Genomic DNA, 16,684 nt, shown 5'->3' with positions numbered 1-16,684 from the left:
ACTCGGGGATAGGCGATTGATTAAGGGCGGTATTTTACCGGGTTTTGGGGTGGGCTGAGCGGATGACGTCAGAACAAAACGCGGCGAGGGCGTTTCCCGTGAGGGGCGACGCCAGAAATGGAGAAAGGATGCCGGCCGAGGCGGCTGGCATCCTTGAAAAAGATTACTGACGGCTCAGGCTGTTCCCGCTGACCTTGACCTTATCACCTTGCTTGTAATCCGGTGCCTGGTCGAAGCTCACCGTGCGATGGGTGTTGTCTTCCATCAGCACCACCACATCCCAGCGCGTTTTCTTGCGCAGGTATTTCTCGCCGTAATGCCCTGCGACGCCGCCGCCTACAGCACCGAGCACCGTCGCCAGAGTTTTACCTTTGCCCTTGCCGACCTGGTTACCCAACACCCCGCCAGCAACGGCTCCCGCTACAGCGCCGAGCCCGGAAGCATCTTCCGTTTCGACCGTATTCACGGCTTCGACCGTGCCGCAGTCGGCACATACAGGTTTTTGCATTTGCACGCATTCAGGCGGCGTCCAACCACCACCTGTGGTGTTGCTTGCCGGACATTGGTATGCAGCGACGGCGTTCGTGCCGATCAATAGCCCAGCTGCAATGATTGTGATGCGTAAGTGACTCATGTGCCCCTCCTTATTGTTGAGATAGCCCTACCATACACGCAATTTCTTAAGTCGAAATTAAGGGCGAACCCATACATCTGGAGGGTGAACGGCTCAGAAGCAGCTATCCACAGAATCGGTGGATAGGGTTGTGGATAAGTGGGTTAAGCGCTTGATCGTAGTTGCGCTAAACGTGCTGGTTATTTTTTGTGGCTTGAGTTTCCGTCTGTTCCAATGGCAGCCGCCAAACGACGATGCTGGAATCGATCCAGCAGCATGAATACCGCCGAAATCGCAATCATCCCCGCGAGGATTCCCAGGGCGTTGATCAAGGTTTGTTGATAGCCCAGCTTGGCCACGTTGATGAAGGGGTAGGGATACCATCCCACCGCCGCGCCGCGAATGAGGGAGTAGCAGAAAAACCCGATGGGGTAGAACAGCCACAAGGCGATGCTGCGCCACTGCCACGTACCCTTTGGCGCGAACAGCCACCAGTACACCACGAACAGCAGCGGGATCAGGTCGTGCAGGATGAAATCAGCACCGATTTGCACGCCGTGCAGCGGGAACACGTGCCGCAGCAGCAGGTTGAAGGTGAGGCTCACCACCACGAGATTGGCCGCGATGCCAGCGATGATGCTCCCGCGCTGGAAGAAACGTGCGCCTGGCAGCTTGAACAGGGGCAGGGTGACCGCCAGCGCTGCGAGCATATTCGTGAGGTGGGTATAAAAGCTCAGGTATTTGACCAGCCCCGCCATCCACGAGTCGGAAATCCCGATCAGAAACGCCAGCCGCACGCCCAGAGCGAACCAGAGCAGCGGGGCCATCACCATCAAGAATAGCGATTGGTGGCGATGTTGGTCATGAGCGAAGGGTAAGCGCATGAATAACAGAATAGCAAAATTGCGTAATGCGACGAGGCGTTAGCGCGATTGAAAAAAAGACCCACTGCTCCCATAATGGAAATATGCGCAAGCTGCTCAAATTCCTGGTCGCCGTATTTCTGGTGCTCTGCCTGCCCCTGCAAGGGCTGGCCGGCGTGACCATGCCTGCGTGCGCCGGCCATGCGCCTGTCGCCGTGCAAATGGCCGACGACCATGACGCAATGGAGAGCCACTGTCAGCATATGAAAATGGCTGCCGAGAAAAAAGCGCATGACCACAAGATATCTCACGACAAATGCGCCGCCTGCTACATCAGCGTCTCCCAGGCTATCGTGCCGCAAGTGACGGTCGCCGTGCCGCTGCTGGGCACCACGGCGTATTCGCACCTCGCCCTGGTCGAGTACCAGACCCAGCTTTCCACCCCTTATCATCCCCCCAGATCGACCGCAGCCCAGGGCTGAAGGTCGTCTTAGTTCGTGCCCGCATTTTATCGGGCCAACCCTTAACGTCGGCCTTCGCGCCCTTTGAACGCTCCGTGCTGTTCCGCGGTATCACGATTTGATTTCAAAGGATGTGCGAAATGAAGAAGTATCTACCCCTAGCCGCTGCGATTCTGGCGCTCGGCCTCAATGGCTCCCCGGCAATTGCTGATGTTGCTAAGTCTCAGGCCGCAGCACATAACACCTATGCTGCCAAAGGCGAGATCGTGGCTGTCGATGCGACAAACGCCAAGGTCAAGCTCAAGCACGAAGCCGTGCCCGAATTGCAATGGCCGGGCATGACCATGGATTTTGCAGTCGCGGACAAGGCCCAGCTCAAAGGGCTCAAGGCCGGCGACAAGGTCGCGTTCCGATTCGCGCTCGTCGGCGGCCAGGCACGCATCACCGAAATCCAGCGACTCAAATAACGTTCGAGCCGGCCGGGTAAGACTCGGCCGGCAATCGAGGATTCACTATGAAAACGCTTATTTTTGCTGCCGTGCTGCTGCCGCTCCATGCCTGGTCGGCCGAGGTGCTCCCGGGCTCGCCGCAATCGAGCTTGGTTCCCGGCGCGACGGTGCAAGAGCTCCTGCAATGGGCGGACGCCAACAATCCCGAACTCACTGCCATGGGCTATGAAGTCGAGGCGGCGAGTCAACGCATCCAGCCTGCCGGCGCTTTGCCCGATCCCGTGCTGCGGGCCGAGATTCAGGATTTCGCGGGACGGGACGCGCCCAACGGCTTCAATCCCTTGCCCAACAAGGCCGGCTCCACCAAATACACGTTCATGCAGAGCATCCCCTTGTGGGGCAAACGCGGGTTGAAGGAAGAGGTGGCGACGGCGGAATTGGATCAGGCCAAGGGGCGCAAGCTGTCCTCCGCAGCCGAGATTCACGCCAAGATCAAATCCGCCTATGCCCAGCTTTACCAGGCCACCGGCATGAAGGCGCTCAACGACGAACTGGCGGGGCTCTACGACCGGCTGGAAGCGGTGGCGCAGGTGCGTTATGCCAGCGGACTCGTGCCGCAGCAGGACGTGATTCGCGCCCAGGTCGAGAAAACTTCCTTGCGTTCCGAAGCGATTGCCTTGGAGGCCGAACAGCAGCAGGCCCGCGCTCGGTTGAATGCGGTGCTGGGCCGTCCGCAAGGCGCGCCGCTGGCTGAACCGAAAATGCTGGAAAAAGGCATCCCAGCCAAGCTGGAGGCCGCAACCTTGCAGCAGCGGGTGATGGATCGCAACCCGTGGCTTTCCAGCCAGACCGCGCAGATTTCCGCGGCCGAGGCCAACCGGCGATTGGTCGAGAAAAACCGCTATCCCGACGTCACGCTGGGCATCGCGCCCATCCAGCGCGGCACCAGCATCGCGAGCTGGGAGGCCATGATCGAGGTCAACATCCCGCTGCGGCAGGATACGCGCCGTTCGCAGGAAGGCGAGGCCAACGCCTTGCTGCTCGCCGCACAGCAGCGCCAGCAGGCCATGGCCAACCAGATCATGGGGGAGGTGGGCGAAAACCTGGCTGCTTGGCAGGCCGCCAACCGCCAGGAACAACTCACCGCCAATACCTTGCTGCCTCAGGCGCAACTCACTTTTCAATCCGCGCTGGCCGGCTATGAAACCGGCAAGGTGGATTTCGCCACGCTGCTAGACGCCCAGCGCGCCATCAAGCGGGCAAAGCAGGACATCCTCAAGGCCCAGGTAGAGCAGGCGCAGCGCCTGGCCGAAATCGAAAAAATGGCAGGGGAAGAATGATGAACAACAAAGGATTATGGCTTGTGCTGGCGCTCGTCGGCATTGCAGCCGCGGCAGGGGGCGGCTATTGGTTCGGCGCTCGGCATACTGCCCAGCCGGAGGCCGCAACGCCGGCCAAGCAGGAACGCAAGGTGCTTTATTACCGCAACCCAATGGGGCTTCCCGATACCTCGCCCGTGCCCAAGAAGGACAACATGGGGATGGACTATGTGCCGGTTTACGCGGACGAAGCCGCGCCGCCGAAAGCCGAACGCAAGATTCTCTACTACCGCAACCCCATGGGCTTGCCCGACACGTCGCCTACCCCCAAGAAAGACAGCATGGGCATGGATTACGTGCCGGTGTATGCCGACGAGGCGCCTGCCGGACAAGTGAGCATCAGCCCCGACCGCGTGCAGAAGCTGGGAGTCAAGACCGAAGCGGCGACCATGCGGCCGTTGAGCCATACCGTGCGCGCCGTCGGCCGTTTCGAAATCGACGAAAACCGTATGCATAGCGTCACGACCAAGTTCGAAGGCTGGATCGAAGCGCTCTATGTCAGTGCCGTGGGTGATTCGGTGCGTGCCGGACAGCCCTTGATGCAGGTCTATAGCCCGGAATTGGTCTCTGCGCAGGAGGAATACCTCATCGCTTGGAACGGCCGTCAATCGCTCAAGGAAGGCACGACGGAAGCCCAGGCCGGCGTGGATAAATTGGCCGAAAGCGCGCTGAAACGGCTGCGCTACTGGGACATATCCGATGCCCAGTTGGAGCGGCTGCAACGCGAAGGCAAGGCCATGCGCACGCTGACCATCTATTCGCCTGGCAGCGGTTTCGTCATGGAAAAGAACGCCATGCATGGCATGCGGTTCGCGCCGGGCGACATCCTCTACAAAATCGCCGACCTGTCGCGCATCTGGCTGGTGGCGGACGTGTTCGAGCAAGACCTGGCGGCGATCAAGATCGGCCAGACGGCCAGGATCAAGGTGGACGCTTTCCCCGACAAGGAATTCAGCGGCAAGGTGACGTTCATCTATCCCACCTTCAACGCCGAAACCCGTACGGCCCAGGTGCGCGTCGAGCTACCCAATCCGGGCGGGCTGCTCAAACCGGCGATGTTCGGCAATGTGGAACTGGCGGCGGGCAACGACAAGGCGCCCGCGTTGACGATTCCCGCTTCCGCCGTGCTCAATACCGGCACGCGGCAGGTGGTGCTGGTGAACGTGGCCGAGGGCCGATTCGAGCCGCGCGAGGTCAAGCTCGGGCGCCAGTCGGAAGATTATGTCGAGGTTCTGGATGGCGTTGCAGAAGGCGAAAACGTGGTAGTAGGCGCAAACTTCCTGATCGACGCCGAGAGCAACCTCAAGGCCGCTCTGGGCAGTTTTTCGCACGAGCCTAGCACCGCGCCGGCGGCTTCTCACGAGGGCCACTGACATGCTGAGCCGTATCATCGAATGGTCGGCGCGCAACCTGCTCGTCGTGCTGCTGGCGACGGTGTTCGTCATCGGCGCGGGTGTTTATGCCGTAATCAAGACACCGCTGGATGCGCTGCCCGATCTCTCCGACGTGCAGGTCATCGTCTACACCGAATACCCCGGCCAGGCACCGCAGGTGGTGGAAGACCAGGTCACTTATCCGCTCACCACTGCCATGCTCTCCGTGCCCAAGTCGCGGGTGGTGCGCGGCTTCTCGTTCTTCGGCGCGTCGTTCGTGTACGTGATTTTCGAGGACGGCACGGATATCTACTGGGCACGTTCTCGGGTGGTGGAATCGCTCAATGCTGCGACCAGCCGGTTGCCCGCAGGCATTACCCCGACCTTGGGGCCGGACGCGACGGGCGTGGGCTGGGTGTACCAATACGCTGTGCTGGCCAAGAACCGCTCGCTGGCCGAGCTGCGCACCTTGCAGGACTGGTATCTGCGCTACCAGCTCACCAAGGCGCACGGCGTGGCCGAAGTCGCGAGCATCGGCGGCTTCGTCAAGCAGTATCAGGTCGTGGTCGATCCGCGGCGTCTGCAAGGCTACGGCATTCCCTTGAGCCGCGTGAGTGATGTCATCCGCGCCAGCAACCGCGACGTCGGCGGGCGCGTGGTGGAAATGACCGAGACCGAGTACATGGTGCGCGGCCGGGGTTATCTGCGCGGCAAGAGCGATATCGAACAACTGGTACTCAAGTCCGACAAGGGCGTGCCGGTGCTGCTGCGCGACGTGGCGCGGGTAGAGCTGGGGCCGGACGAGCGGCGGGGGCTGGCCGAGTTGGATGGCGAAGGCGAGGCCGTGGGCGGCATTGCCATGGCGCGCTACGGGCAGAACGCGCTGGAAGTCATCGACAACCTCAAGCAAAAAGTGGCCGAGATTTCCAGCGGCCTGCCGCAAGGCGTCAGCATCAAGACCGTCTACGACCGTTCCGAGCTGATCCATCGCGCCATCGAAAACCTCAAGGGCACGCTGCTGGAAGAAAGCATCATCGTGGCGCTGGTGTGCCTCTTGTTCCTGCTGCACGTGCGCAGCGCCATGGTGGCGATCGTCATGCTGCCGGTGGGCGTGCTCATCGCTTTCATCGCCATGCGCCAGCTCGGCATCAATTCCAACATCATGAGCCTGGGCGGCATCGCCATTGCCATCGGGGCCATGGTGGATGCGGCCATCGTGATGATCGAGAACGCGCACAAGCATCTGGAACGCGTACCGGAGAATGCTCCGCAAAGCGCTCGCACCCAAGCCATCGTCGATGCCTGCAAGGAAGTCGGCCCGGCGCTGTTTTTCTCGCTGCTGATCATCACCGTTTCCTTCCTGCCGGTGTTCACGCTGGAATCGCAGGAAGGCCGGCTGTTCTCGCCGCTGGCCTATACCAAGACGTTCTCCATGGCAGGCGCGGCGCTGCTTTCGGTGACGCTGGTGCCGGTGCTGATGTTGCTGTTCGTGCGCGGCAGAATTATTTCCGAAGCTAGAAACCCGGTGAACCGCGTGCTGATCTGGCTGTACCGCCCCATTATCGGCTGGGTGATGCGCTGGAAGAAGCTGACGATCCTGCTGGCCGCGCTGGTGCTGGGCCTGAGCTGGATTCCGGCTTCGCGCCTCGGCAGCGAATTCATGCCCACGCTCAACGAAGGCACGCTGCTTTACATGCCGTCCTCGCTGCCGGCCATGTCCGTCACCAAGGCCGCTGAGCTGATCCAGACGCAGGATCGCATCATCAAGAGCTTCCCCGAGGTGGAATCGGTGTTCGGCAAGGCGGGGCGTGCCCAGAGTGCCACCGACCCCGCGCCGCTGGAGATGTTTGAAACCGTCATCAACCTCAAGCCGGAATCGCAATGGCGACCGGGCATGACCACCGACAAGCTCATCGCCGAGCTCGACCAGGCCTTGCAGTTCCCCGGCGTTTCCAACGCGTGGACCATGCCCATCAAGGCCCGCATCGACATGCTCTCCACCGGCATCCGCACGCCCGTCGGCATCAAGGTGTTCGGCAATGACCTCGCAGAAATGGAGCGCGTCGCCAAGGAAATCGAAGCCGTGGTGAAACGCGTGCCTGGCACGACCAGCGCTTATGCCGAGCGCATCACCGGCGGTTATTACCTCGATATCCAGCCGGATCGGGGACAGCTAGCGCGGTATGGACTGGCGGTTGGCGAGTTGCAGGACGTCATTGCCACTGCTTTAGGTGGTGAGAACGTGACGACGACGGTCGAAGGCCGCGAGCGCTTCGGAGTAAGCGTGCGCTATCCCCGTGAGCTCCGTTCTTCGCCGCAGATGATTGCGACGCAGGTGCTGGTGCCCATCCCCGGCGGCGCCATGATCCCGCTCGGCCAACTGGCAAAAATCGAGATCGTCAAAGGCGCTCCGGCCATCCGGACCGAGAACGCCTTGCTCTCGTCCTACATCTACGTCGACCTGCGCGGACGCGACATCGGCGGTTATGTCGCCGAGGCGCAGAAAGCCGTGCGCGAGCAGGTGAAATTTCCGCCGGGCTACTACGCCACCTGGAGCGGGCAGTTCGAGTATATGGAGCGGGCCAAGGCCAAGATGAAGCTGGTGATCCCGGTCACGCTGTTCATCATCTTCGTACTGCTGTTCCTCAACTTCCGCCGCATGACCGAAACCCTCATCGTCATGCTCTCGGTGCCGTTCGCGCTGGTGGGCGGGGTGTGGCTTATGTACTTGCTCGGGTACAACTTGTCGGTGGCGGTCGCCGTCGGCTTCATCGCTTTGGCTGGCGTCGCGGCGGAAACAGGCGTGGTGATGCTGATCTACCTCGACCACGCCATGCGCGAACTCAAGGCCCGACGCGAGCAGGAAGGTCAGCCCTTTGTGCTGGCCGATCTGTATGCCGCGGTGATGGAAGGCGCCGTCGAACGCGTGCGGCCCAAGATGATGACTGTCGTCGCCATCATGGCGGGGCTGCTGCCCATCATGTGGAGCACAGGCACCGGCGCCGAGGTGATGAAGCGCATCGCCGCGCCCATGGTGGGCGGCATGATCTCGTCCACGGTGCTGACGCTGGTCGTCATTCCGGCCTTGTATGCGTGGGTGAAGCAGCGCGAGGTGGAGAAGGCCGAATAATCGGGCCTATATGTGATGTGAGAAACAGTCTCGGCGAGCCGGCTGCTTAAAAATGCCCGCTCGCGGACCCGCCGGGGTCCGGCTTATTGCCAGGAGATTGCCATGTATACCACTACCTCGTCCCGATCCGATCCACGCATGATGCAGAGCATGCAGGACTGTATTCAGAACTGTCTGGACTGTGCCCGCATGTGCGAGGAATGCGCCGCCGAATGCATCCGCATGGAAAGCCAAGGCATGTCCGACTGCATCGCCATCTGCCTCGATTGCGCCGACATCTGCCTGCTCGATGCCAAGCTCATGAGTCGCGATTCGCCCTATCACTTCCAGACGTGCGAATTGTGTGCGGATATCTGCCAGGAATGTGCCAGCGCTTGCGATAGTGCCGCGGCGAATATGGAGAACAATAGCGTGCTCCAGCAATGTGCCAGTGTTTGCCGGAGGTGTGCGGAGACTTGCGAGGCGATGGCGGGGATGGATGATGTGGGGGCGGGGGTGCATTGAGGGGTGAGCCGTCATTCCGGAGCTGCGCAGCAGAACCTGAAATCCAGATGTTTTAGCTCCCTCGCCCCTTGCGGGAGAGGGTTGGGGTGAGGGGGCTTTTGAACTGGGTTTTAAAACCAAAACCGTCGGACTCGGCCGACAGCCGAGTTACCTTCTCTTGCTCGCCCAAGAGAAGGTAACCGAAGAGAACGGCGCCCCGCTTACCCGCCCTCTACGAGGGTTCCCTGCGCTGCGCGCCAAGCCGGGCGGCTGCGGAACTCGGGCTTGCGCCCTCAAACCGTCCTCGCCGAAAGCCCCCGACTTGACTGTGCTGCTCGGCGGGTGCACAGGGGGGAGTTACCCCTATGCCGCAGAGGAGAGGAAAGTGCCTTCTTGACTCGCCGCACTGTCAGTCACCAGCAAAATATATACCCGCAATTGGTGATTCTGCTTGCTGTACCCCATCGCGAATTTTTACCCATCCGAGCAATCCGAATGGAGTTTTTACCAAATAGTGCTCACCTTCATTTAGTAACACTGTTACGGGCGATCCTTTAGGTAAAGTCGCAACAATCTGTTTGTATTCTTGCGAGGAGAATAATTCAATGGGCTCTCTTGTTGTTGTATCTAGTCCTACAAAGTTGAATGGCTGTTTAATTTCTATGCACTTTCCATCGTGCCATCCGTACTTTTTACGGACATTGAACATCGTATCGTTATGACCTTCAACGTAGATGTTGCCGTTCCCTGGTAAGGCAAACCGTAGTCCCAAAGTTTGGAAAACTTTTTTTAGCTTACCTTCGTTTTCTAACAAAAATGTACATCCCGGATCCCAACTTCCACCTGAGTCACAATCAATGGTGAAGAATCCTTTCCCTAGACCAAGAAGTTGTGTTCTGAGAGGACGAGAGATGAATACTCCGGCTTCTTCGTAATTCTTTGCTTCGGGGTGGTTGCCACTAAGCACTGTGCTTATTTTTGGATCGTAGTAAAGCGTTACGTCTGCATTTTTTATATGAAGTGCTCTAAGCCCAGGGAATGTTTCCACTCCTTCAGCAGTAGCTTGGTTTTTACACGCTGAAATCCCAATGAGCATGCCGATGCATCCGCATAATAGTATTTAAAAACTACGGATTTTCATGTTTTTTCCTTCTATTTCTTATGGTTAGAGATTTCTTGTCAGCATAGTAATAATTAGCAAATACGCACGCAAGCAATAGCAGTTACCATCGAATTATCGTTCCCTATATTGAACAAAAGCGGATCAACGACCCCCTCCCCCTTACGCCCCGCCGAGCAGCACAGTCAAGTCGGGGGTCGTCGGCGAGGACTGTCTGAGGGCTGTAAGCCCGAGTTCCGCAGCCGCCCGGCTTGGCGCGCAGCGGAGGGGAGCCCGGAGGGCTGGGGCGTGGGGTGTCTTTTTCTTTCACCGATTTCTTTTGGACAAGCAAAAGAAATCGGTTCGGCTGTCGGCCGAGACCGACGGTTTTCAACCCCAATAAAAAAGCCGAGTTTCCCCGGCTTTCTCATATCTTCGGATGATTAACTCAGCAGCCATTCCCTCAAACATTCGCCGCCATCTTATCCTCTGTTGCCCCAGCCACCTGCTCCGCCGCCTTCTTCCCGGCGATGAAAGCATGATCCGAGTTGTAATACTCCCACTCGCTATACCTTCCCGCTAACACAATGTTGTTATCGGCCGTCCAGTCTCGGATGGTGCCAACGTTCTGGCTGCGTTCGTGATCGTAGACGACATAGGCATACGGGATATCAATCTCGTTGGCGGCCCAAATTTCATCATCGGGCTGGATCATGCCGACGCGGATGCAGTCGTCAATGCAACGCTGGATGAGGTCGGGGCCGGAGTACGGCAGGGGTTTGTATTCCGAATACGTGATCTCGCAGGTTAGGCCGAATCCGCCCGGCGGGTTGCAGTGGGGGCTGGCGTTGCCTTGCAGGAAGATGCGGTGGAAGATCGGGTATTCGGGGTAGTAGACCCAATGTTTTTCCGTGATGTTGGGCCGTCCGATGCCGAGGTTCACGCAGCGTACCGAGACGTGGCGCAGCCCGGCGGCGGCCTGCTTAAGGTCTTCCGTTGCCTCGTCGCCCATGGCTTGCACCAATTTAGGCAGCGGCAGGGTGCTGATCAGGTTGTCGTAGCGGAAACGGCGGCCGTCGGCAAGCGTCACGATGCGCTTGGACGGCGATACGCCGACCACCCTGGCGTTGAACTGCAGATCGCCCTTGAGGTGCGGCAAGAAGCCGTTCATCAGCGCCTGGAAGCCGCCTTTTAGCGGATAGCCGAATCGGGCGTTGGGTCCCATGGGCTTGGGTACCGGTTTCAACGCGCCTTCGATCATTTCCTCCAGGTCCGGCATGGGCACGCGGTTGCCCAGCCAGGAGGTCTCCATCTCGGTGAGCGGCACCGCCCACAGCTTCTTGTTGTAGGGGATGGCGAAATGCTTGGCGACGCCGGCGCCCCACACTTTGTAGATGAATTCCTCGAAATTCTGCGGCGGCCTGGCTTCGCCCACCACGCCGCCTTTCTCCGTGCTGCTGGCGGCGGCACGGCGGTCTTCCTTCTTGAGCGGGCCGAAGCGAGCTTCGATGGCACCCATCACGCATTCCTTGAGCACGTCCGGCGGCAGGCCGTAGAGCGCGCCCTGGAACGGGTAGCGGGTATAGACCTCCTTGCTGTAGATCCAGGCTTCGCGGTTTTGCCAGTGGATGTTGTTGCCCAGCAGCTTCTTGTACATCTCCAGCACGTAGTCGTCGTTGGAGAACATGATGTGACCGGCGAAATCGAAGGTGAAACCGTTGTCCTCAATCGACCGGCACCAGCCGCCGACGGTAGGTTGCGCTTCCAGCAACAGGCTGCCTTCGCCTAGATGATAAGCCGCCGATAGCCCCGTCGGACCGGCACCAAGAATAATGGTGTCGTACTCTGGCATGGTGTTGGGCGTGGCCGTCACGGGCACGTTATAGCTGGGCGCGTTGTGGATGGCGACGGGCAGCGGTACGACACCGGTTGCTTCCTCGCTGGTGGCCGGTTGCAGTTGGGCGATGAGGTTGTGCATGGCGAGCGCAGTCTTGTCCCAGGAGGTCTTGGCAACGATGCGGCGCATGGCGTCGATGCGGATGGCGCGGTCTTTCTCCGGTTCTTCCAGTAGTCGTGCGCAATCGGCGACGAACTCTTCATGGCTACGCGCAATCGGCACCACATGGCCGTAAGGCTCGGCGACGTCCTTGATGCGTGTGCTGACCATGGGGCGCTGTGCCGCCATGTATTCCAGCGTCTTGGTGGGACTGATGAAGCGCGTCGACTCGTTGAGCGCAAACGGCAGCAGGCAGAGATCCCAGCCTGCGAGGAAATGCGGCAGTTCCTCGTAGGTATGCTGGCCCATCCAATGGATATTGGGGCGTTGCGGGAGGGACTCCGGATCGATCTTGACCACGGGGCCGACCATGACGATTTGCCAATCCGGTCGCGCATCGGCCAGGGCGGCAATGAGGTCGAGGTCGATGCGCTCGTCGATGACCCCGTAGTAGCCCAGCCGGGGATGAGGAATGTCACCGTGTAAAAGCACGTCGATGTGGATATGCGATTCCCCCGCTTTCGGTGCGAAATGGTCTGCATCCACGCTGCTGGCGAAGCAATGCACGTTGGGATGGTGCAGTTTTTTGGCCTGGTAGAGGCTGGGGCCGCCGGTAAAGACGAGGTCGGCGGCTTCGAACAACGCTTTTTCACGCTCGATAAGTTGCGCCGGTGCGTTCTTGAAGGCGCTCAGTTCGTCCATGCAATCGTAGATGACGTTGCGCGGGGTGCGGCCTTCGAGCAGCGGCAGTGCCATGGGCGTGTAGAACCAGGCGAAGAAATCGTCGATCTCGTGCGCCGCAAGATAGTTATCCAACAGACCGCGCAGCGCGGGCATGTTGGCATCGTCGAACCCATACGTCTCTCCCGGAACATGCGGCCGCAGCACCTCGATATAAGCGCTGGGAGTAAAACGCTCGAGGAAAGGCTCTTGCGCATTATCCATCGGCTCTTCGAGAAAAATAATGCGGTAGCGTCCTGCCAGGCGGGAAAGCAGATGCTGCGGGCGCTGATAGACGAAGTTCCAGCGCAAGTGGGAGAAGACGACGACGGTCGGTGGCATGGTGATTCCTTTCGGGGCGAATTGTTGCGCATGGGCTTGCATTGGGTCTGGGCCACTGAGCATCCGGTCCACTTAACATCCGACCCGCAAACATCGGCAGCGATGGCATAAGAATGGAACAGGCCCGGAATTCGGGCCTGGGCCAGAGTTTGTGCATTGGGATGTGCTTGCGGTGCGGTCATGTCGGCGGATGCTTTCGATTGCATCGGCTTTGGACGTGCCGATGTCAAAATCATTGTGGCCCTGCGCGAGATCGACTTCTGTACGCTTGCCTACAGTGACCTAGGGTTAGGTCGGAATGGGGGGGGTGTGGTGAAAGGAAAGAAGGGGACAGAAACTGTCAGGAATTCATGAGCTAGCGAGATGCTGAACTTGCAATGAGGAGCTTACCTACGGATGCCCGTCTTCTTCGTTCCAATCGATGTCGCAGCACAACACTTGAGTCTGCTCGCCTAGACGGAAAGTACACGACAGAGTCACGCAGAGCCGTGCGCTGGTGATCGAAAGGTAAGGTCGGCTGATCTGCACTTCGTTGGGATGCATGGTCGCCCGATAGTGATACGGCTTGTGCGCCCAGTTGGTCGCGACGGTTTGCTCCAGCGGTGCGAAGCGTGCGGTACGGGCATCTCTCGGTCCGCGCAAGCCCGGCGCATGCTGGTCGCCGTTGCTATCGATGACATAGCACTGTTCGCTTTTGGGCATCAGGCTCAATTCGCCGCAGGCAGATTCCAGCGTTTCACCGGAGGAGAGCCTGGCCAGCGCCGCCTTGAACTTCAGGATATAAGGCTGCAATGAGCGGTGACGCAGACCCTCGGCCGAGGCGTAGCGCTCCGAAAGTTCGCGGATGCCGCCGTCGCCAGCCAGCAGCGGGACATCGGCGGGACGAGCGAAGAAAAAGCCTTGCACCATGTCTGCGCCGCTATCCAGCGCAATGTTCGCCTGGGCTTCGTTTTCGACCCCTTCCAGCAGCGCCAGGCTGCCTGATTCGTGGATCAGCGCCACTGTGGCTTGGAGGATGCGGCGCGCTTTGATATTGAACTCTGCAGCGGCGATGAGCTTGCGGTCCAGCTTGACGATATCGGGGCTGGCACGCCAGATGCGCTCGATATCCGAAGCCTCGGCACCGAAATCGTCGATGGCCACCACGCAGCCCGCGTTGCGGTAAAACTCCACCGCTTCCGTCAGCAGGCGGAAATCCGGGATGAACCCTTCCACGATCTCCACCACGATGCGGCGCGGCTCGATGTTGTAACGATGCAGCAGTTCGGAAAAGAACGGCTCGTGGTCGCGCCTGCGGTTGATCACATCCGCCGATACATTGAGGAACAGCCAGCGGTCCTCCTCGCCCATCTGGTAGTTATGCACATGCAAGGCACGACACAGGCGATCCAGGAACACCGATTCGGTTTCCGCGACATTGCCGAGCAGGTTTAGCGGCGGCACTGCCTTGTCGTTGACGGTGGCACGCATCAAGCCCTCGTGGCCTACGATACGCCGATGCGAAATACTATAGATCGGCTGGAATACGCTGCTGATTCGCGCATCCTTGAATTGACCGACGGCGCGGTCGCCGGAAAGCGTCATCGCGCGCTGGATCTCATCCAGCGAAGCGCGTAGATAACCAATGCCGGGGAGTTCTTGGGTTGTTGTGAGCATGGTTGGGTTCCTGAAAAATCGTCTGCAGTCCGGACGAAAAGGCTGACAGCTACTGCAGGCCGTGCAAAAAAGTGCGGCGCTAATCTCACGCGAGAATGCAAGTTGCGGGCCAGTAACTCAAGCACTTGGGCAACCCTTTGAACTAATAGGGATTCTGAGTAATCTAATTTAATTCTTACAATACCTTGTGCACCAAGGCGGATCGCTCGACCCGTGCATTGACCCAGATTGGGGCATGCGGAATCAGGGCTGTGTGCGCTAGCGAACTTAAACGGTAGATAAATCCCCACAACATAGCGCTTGTCACCGGTTCCCGGTTCGCCCCGCCTGCAGAAAGGACCGTCTATGCTTGCCCAACCGACTCAACCTTCTGGCATTCAGCCTGGAATGGAAACCGTAAAGAGGATTCTGCATCGCTTGCTGGGGAGTTACCCCGGCAGCTTGGAGGTCGTCTTGTGGAACGGCCGTACCTTTCGTTTTGGCGATGGCCAGCCCGCATTCACCCTGACTTTTCGCCACCCCCGCGTGTTGCGAGACCTCGTTTGGTCCCGCGATCCGGTCAAGCTGGCCGAAGCCTATTTCGGCGGGCATGTCGAAGTCTCGGGCGATTTCGATGCCGCGCTCGGGCTGCGCCAGCACTTGGAAAGCCTCAGGCTGAGCTTCACCGATAAAGTCTCCCTGCTGCTGCATACCCTCTCGCTCGATAGTGCGACCACTTATTTCCTGCCCGATCAAGAGATCCCCCAGGCACCGGCCGAGCACCAGAACGGGCGGGAAAGTATCGCCTTTCACTACGACGTTTCAAACGCCTTCTACAAGTTGTGGCTGGACGAACGCATGGTGTATTCCTGCGGCTATTTCGAAACGCCGGAGCAGGATATCAACCAAGCCCAGCGCAACAAGCTCGACCACATCTGCCGCAAGCTGCGCTTGAAACCGAATGAAACCTTGCTCGATATCGGCTGCGGCTGGGGTGCGCTGGTGTGTTGGGCGGCGGCCGTCTACGGCGTCAAGGCGCACGGCATCACCTTGAGCCAGAATCAGTACGACTACGCGCAGGAACAGATTCGCCTGCAAGGCCTGCAAGACCGCGTCACGGTCGAACTGCGCGATTACCGCACACTGCCGGCCGCTCAGTACGACAAGGTGGTGAGCGTGGGGATGTTCGAGCATGTCGGCTTGAAGAACCTGCCGCTGTATTTCGACGCCGCTTTCCGCTCGGTCAAGCCCGGCGGCCTGTTCCTAAACCACGGTATTTCAACCGACAAGCCGGGCTGGAATCCGGATAGTTCCTCGCGCTTCATCAACCGCCACGTGTTCCCGGACGGTGAACTGGATACGGTGAGTAGCGTGATGTGCCGCATGGAGGCGCACGGTTTCGAGATTTTCGATGTGGAGGGCCTGCGGCCGCATTACGCCCTGACCCTGCGACAGTGGGTGAAACGCCTGGAAGCGCACGCGGCTGAAGCCATCCAACTGGTGGGAGAACGCACCTACCGCATCTGGCGGCTTTACATGACGGGCTGCGCCAAGCAGTTCGAGCAGGGCAAGACAGGCATCTACCAAATCCTTGCGGTGCGCCGCCGTGACGGCTTTCCGGCGCTGCCGCTGACGCGCCGCGATCTTTATAACTAACCAGGGAGCTTAGCCATGCCGATCGGAGATATTTGCAATCGCGACGTCATCACTGTGCATGTCGAGGATACGGTATTGCAGGCCGCCAAGGTCATGCGTCAGCGGCACGTGGGCGATGTGGTGGTCATGGATCAACGTGACGGCAGGACGGTGCCCGTAGGCATCATTACCGACCGCGATGTGGTGGTGGAACTCGTCGCGCCGGAGCTGGACCCCAGCGCCATTACGGTGGGCGACATCATGGTGCCGGAACTCGCCAAGGTGAAGGAAGGCGCGGGGGTGTTCGAGACCATCCAGACCATGTGCGACAAGGGCGTGCGGCGCCTCCCCGTCGTCACGGACGACGAGCAGGAACTGGCGGGCATCGTTACCCTGGACGACATCATGATGCTGTTGGCCGAGGAATTCGGCGCCCTGACGCGGCTGGTGACCTGCGAGCGCAACAACGAAGCGTCGCTGCGGCGCTAATTCTTGATGGCTATGCT

At 59.5% G+C, this 16,684-nt stretch carries 13 protein-coding genes; 8 read left to right on the top strand and 5 right to left on the bottom strand.

The window, feature by feature from the left end; genetic code table 11:
- Nucleotides 1-163 precede the first annotated feature (163 nt).
- Nucleotides 164-634, bottom strand: a complete 471-nt coding sequence (locus tag NMK_RS04480) for a glycine zipper 2TM domain-containing protein (RefSeq protein ID WP_109014568.1) — start codon at nt 632-634, stop codon at nt 164-166.
- 179 nt (nt 635-813) lie between these two features.
- Nucleotides 814-1,497 carry a Pr6Pr family membrane protein gene (locus NMK_RS04475; protein ID WP_109014567.1) on the bottom strand — a complete coding sequence of 228 codons (684 nt, stop codon included), beginning with the start codon at nt 1,495-1,497 and terminating at the stop codon, nt 814-816.
- An 83-nt stretch (nt 1,498-1,580) separates the two neighbouring features.
- Here NMK_RS04475 and NMK_RS04470 point away from each other — a divergent pair, with 83 nt between their 5' ends.
- The 6 genes from NMK_RS04470 to NMK_RS04445 all read left to right on the top strand — a co-directional run bounded on the left by NMK_RS04470 (nt 1,581) and on the right by NMK_RS04445 (nt 8,772).
- Entirely contained in the window at nt 1,581-1,958 is a 378-nt protein-coding gene (locus NMK_RS04470; RefSeq protein WP_109014566.1) for a hypothetical protein, read from the top strand.
- A 119-nt stretch (nt 1,959-2,077) separates the two neighbouring features.
- A complete protein-coding gene (locus NMK_RS04465; protein ID WP_181376165.1) occupies nt 2,078-2,404 on the top strand; it encodes a copper-binding protein in 327 nt (108 codons plus the stop codon).
- A gap of 47 nt (nt 2,405-2,451) precedes the next feature.
- Nucleotides 2,452-3,726: a TolC family protein gene (locus NMK_RS04460; protein ID WP_109014564.1), complete on the top strand. Its 1,275-nt coding sequence runs from the start codon at nt 2,452-2,454 to the stop codon at nt 3,724-3,726.
- Complete coding sequence (locus NMK_RS04455; RefSeq protein ID WP_109014563.1) at nt 3,726-5,138, top strand: efflux RND transporter periplasmic adaptor subunit; 1,413 nt, start codon at nt 3,726-3,728, stop codon at nt 5,136-5,138. The genes NMK_RS04460 and NMK_RS04455 overlap by 1 nt, the downstream gene beginning before the upstream one ends.
- 1 nt (nt 5,139) lies before the next feature.
- Nucleotides 5,140-8,268: an efflux RND transporter permease subunit gene (locus tag NMK_RS04450; protein ID WP_109014562.1), complete on the top strand. Its 3,129-nt coding sequence runs from the start codon at nt 5,140-5,142 to the stop codon at nt 8,266-8,268.
- 102 nt (nt 8,269-8,370) lie between these two features.
- Nucleotides 8,371-8,772, top strand: coding sequence for a four-helix bundle copper-binding protein (locus tag NMK_RS04445; RefSeq protein WP_227871364.1), 402 nt, complete (start codon nt 8,371-8,373; stop codon nt 8,770-8,772).
- Between the two features lie 388 nt (nt 8,773-9,160).
- On the opposite strand, the gene NMK_RS04440 is transcribed toward NMK_RS04445, so the two are convergent.
- The 3 genes from NMK_RS04440 to NMK_RS04430 form a co-directional block, all read right to left on the bottom strand.
- On the bottom strand, nt 9,161-9,847 hold the full coding sequence (locus NMK_RS04440; protein ID WP_109014561.1) for an SH3 domain-containing protein: 687 nt from the start codon (nt 9,845-9,847) through the stop codon (nt 9,161-9,163).
- A gap of 466 nt (nt 9,848-10,313) precedes the next feature.
- On the bottom strand, nt 10,314-12,908 hold the full coding sequence (locus NMK_RS04435) for an FAD-dependent oxidoreductase (RefSeq protein ID WP_109015056.1): 2,595 nt from the start codon (nt 12,906-12,908) through the stop codon (nt 10,314-10,316).
- A 390-nt stretch (nt 12,909-13,298) separates the two neighbouring features.
- Nucleotides 13,299-14,564 carry an EAL domain-containing protein gene (locus NMK_RS04430; protein WP_109014560.1) on the bottom strand — a complete coding sequence of 422 codons (1,266 nt, stop codon included), beginning with the start codon at nt 14,562-14,564 and terminating at the stop codon, nt 13,299-13,301.
- Nucleotides 14,565-14,951: 387 nt separating this feature from the next.
- On the opposite strand from NMK_RS04430, the gene NMK_RS04425 reads away from it, so the two are divergent.
- Nucleotides 14,952-16,199 carry a class I SAM-dependent methyltransferase gene (locus NMK_RS04425; RefSeq protein ID WP_227871363.1) on the top strand — a complete coding sequence of 416 codons (1,248 nt, stop codon included), beginning with the start codon at nt 14,952-14,954 and terminating at the stop codon, nt 16,197-16,199.
- Between the two features lie 15 nt (nt 16,200-16,214).
- A complete protein-coding gene (locus NMK_RS04420) occupies nt 16,215-16,667 on the top strand; it encodes a CBS domain-containing protein (RefSeq protein WP_109014558.1) in 453 nt (150 codons plus the stop codon).
- Nucleotides 16,668-16,684 lie beyond the last annotated feature (17 nt).

Origin of the sequence: Novimethylophilus kurashikiensis (assembly GCF_003112435.1) — a bacterium.
Lineage (GTDB): Bacteria > Pseudomonadota > Gammaproteobacteria > Burkholderiales > Methylophilaceae > Novimethylophilus > Novimethylophilus kurashikiensis.
This window is presented reverse-complemented; position numbering and strand designations above follow the sequence as displayed.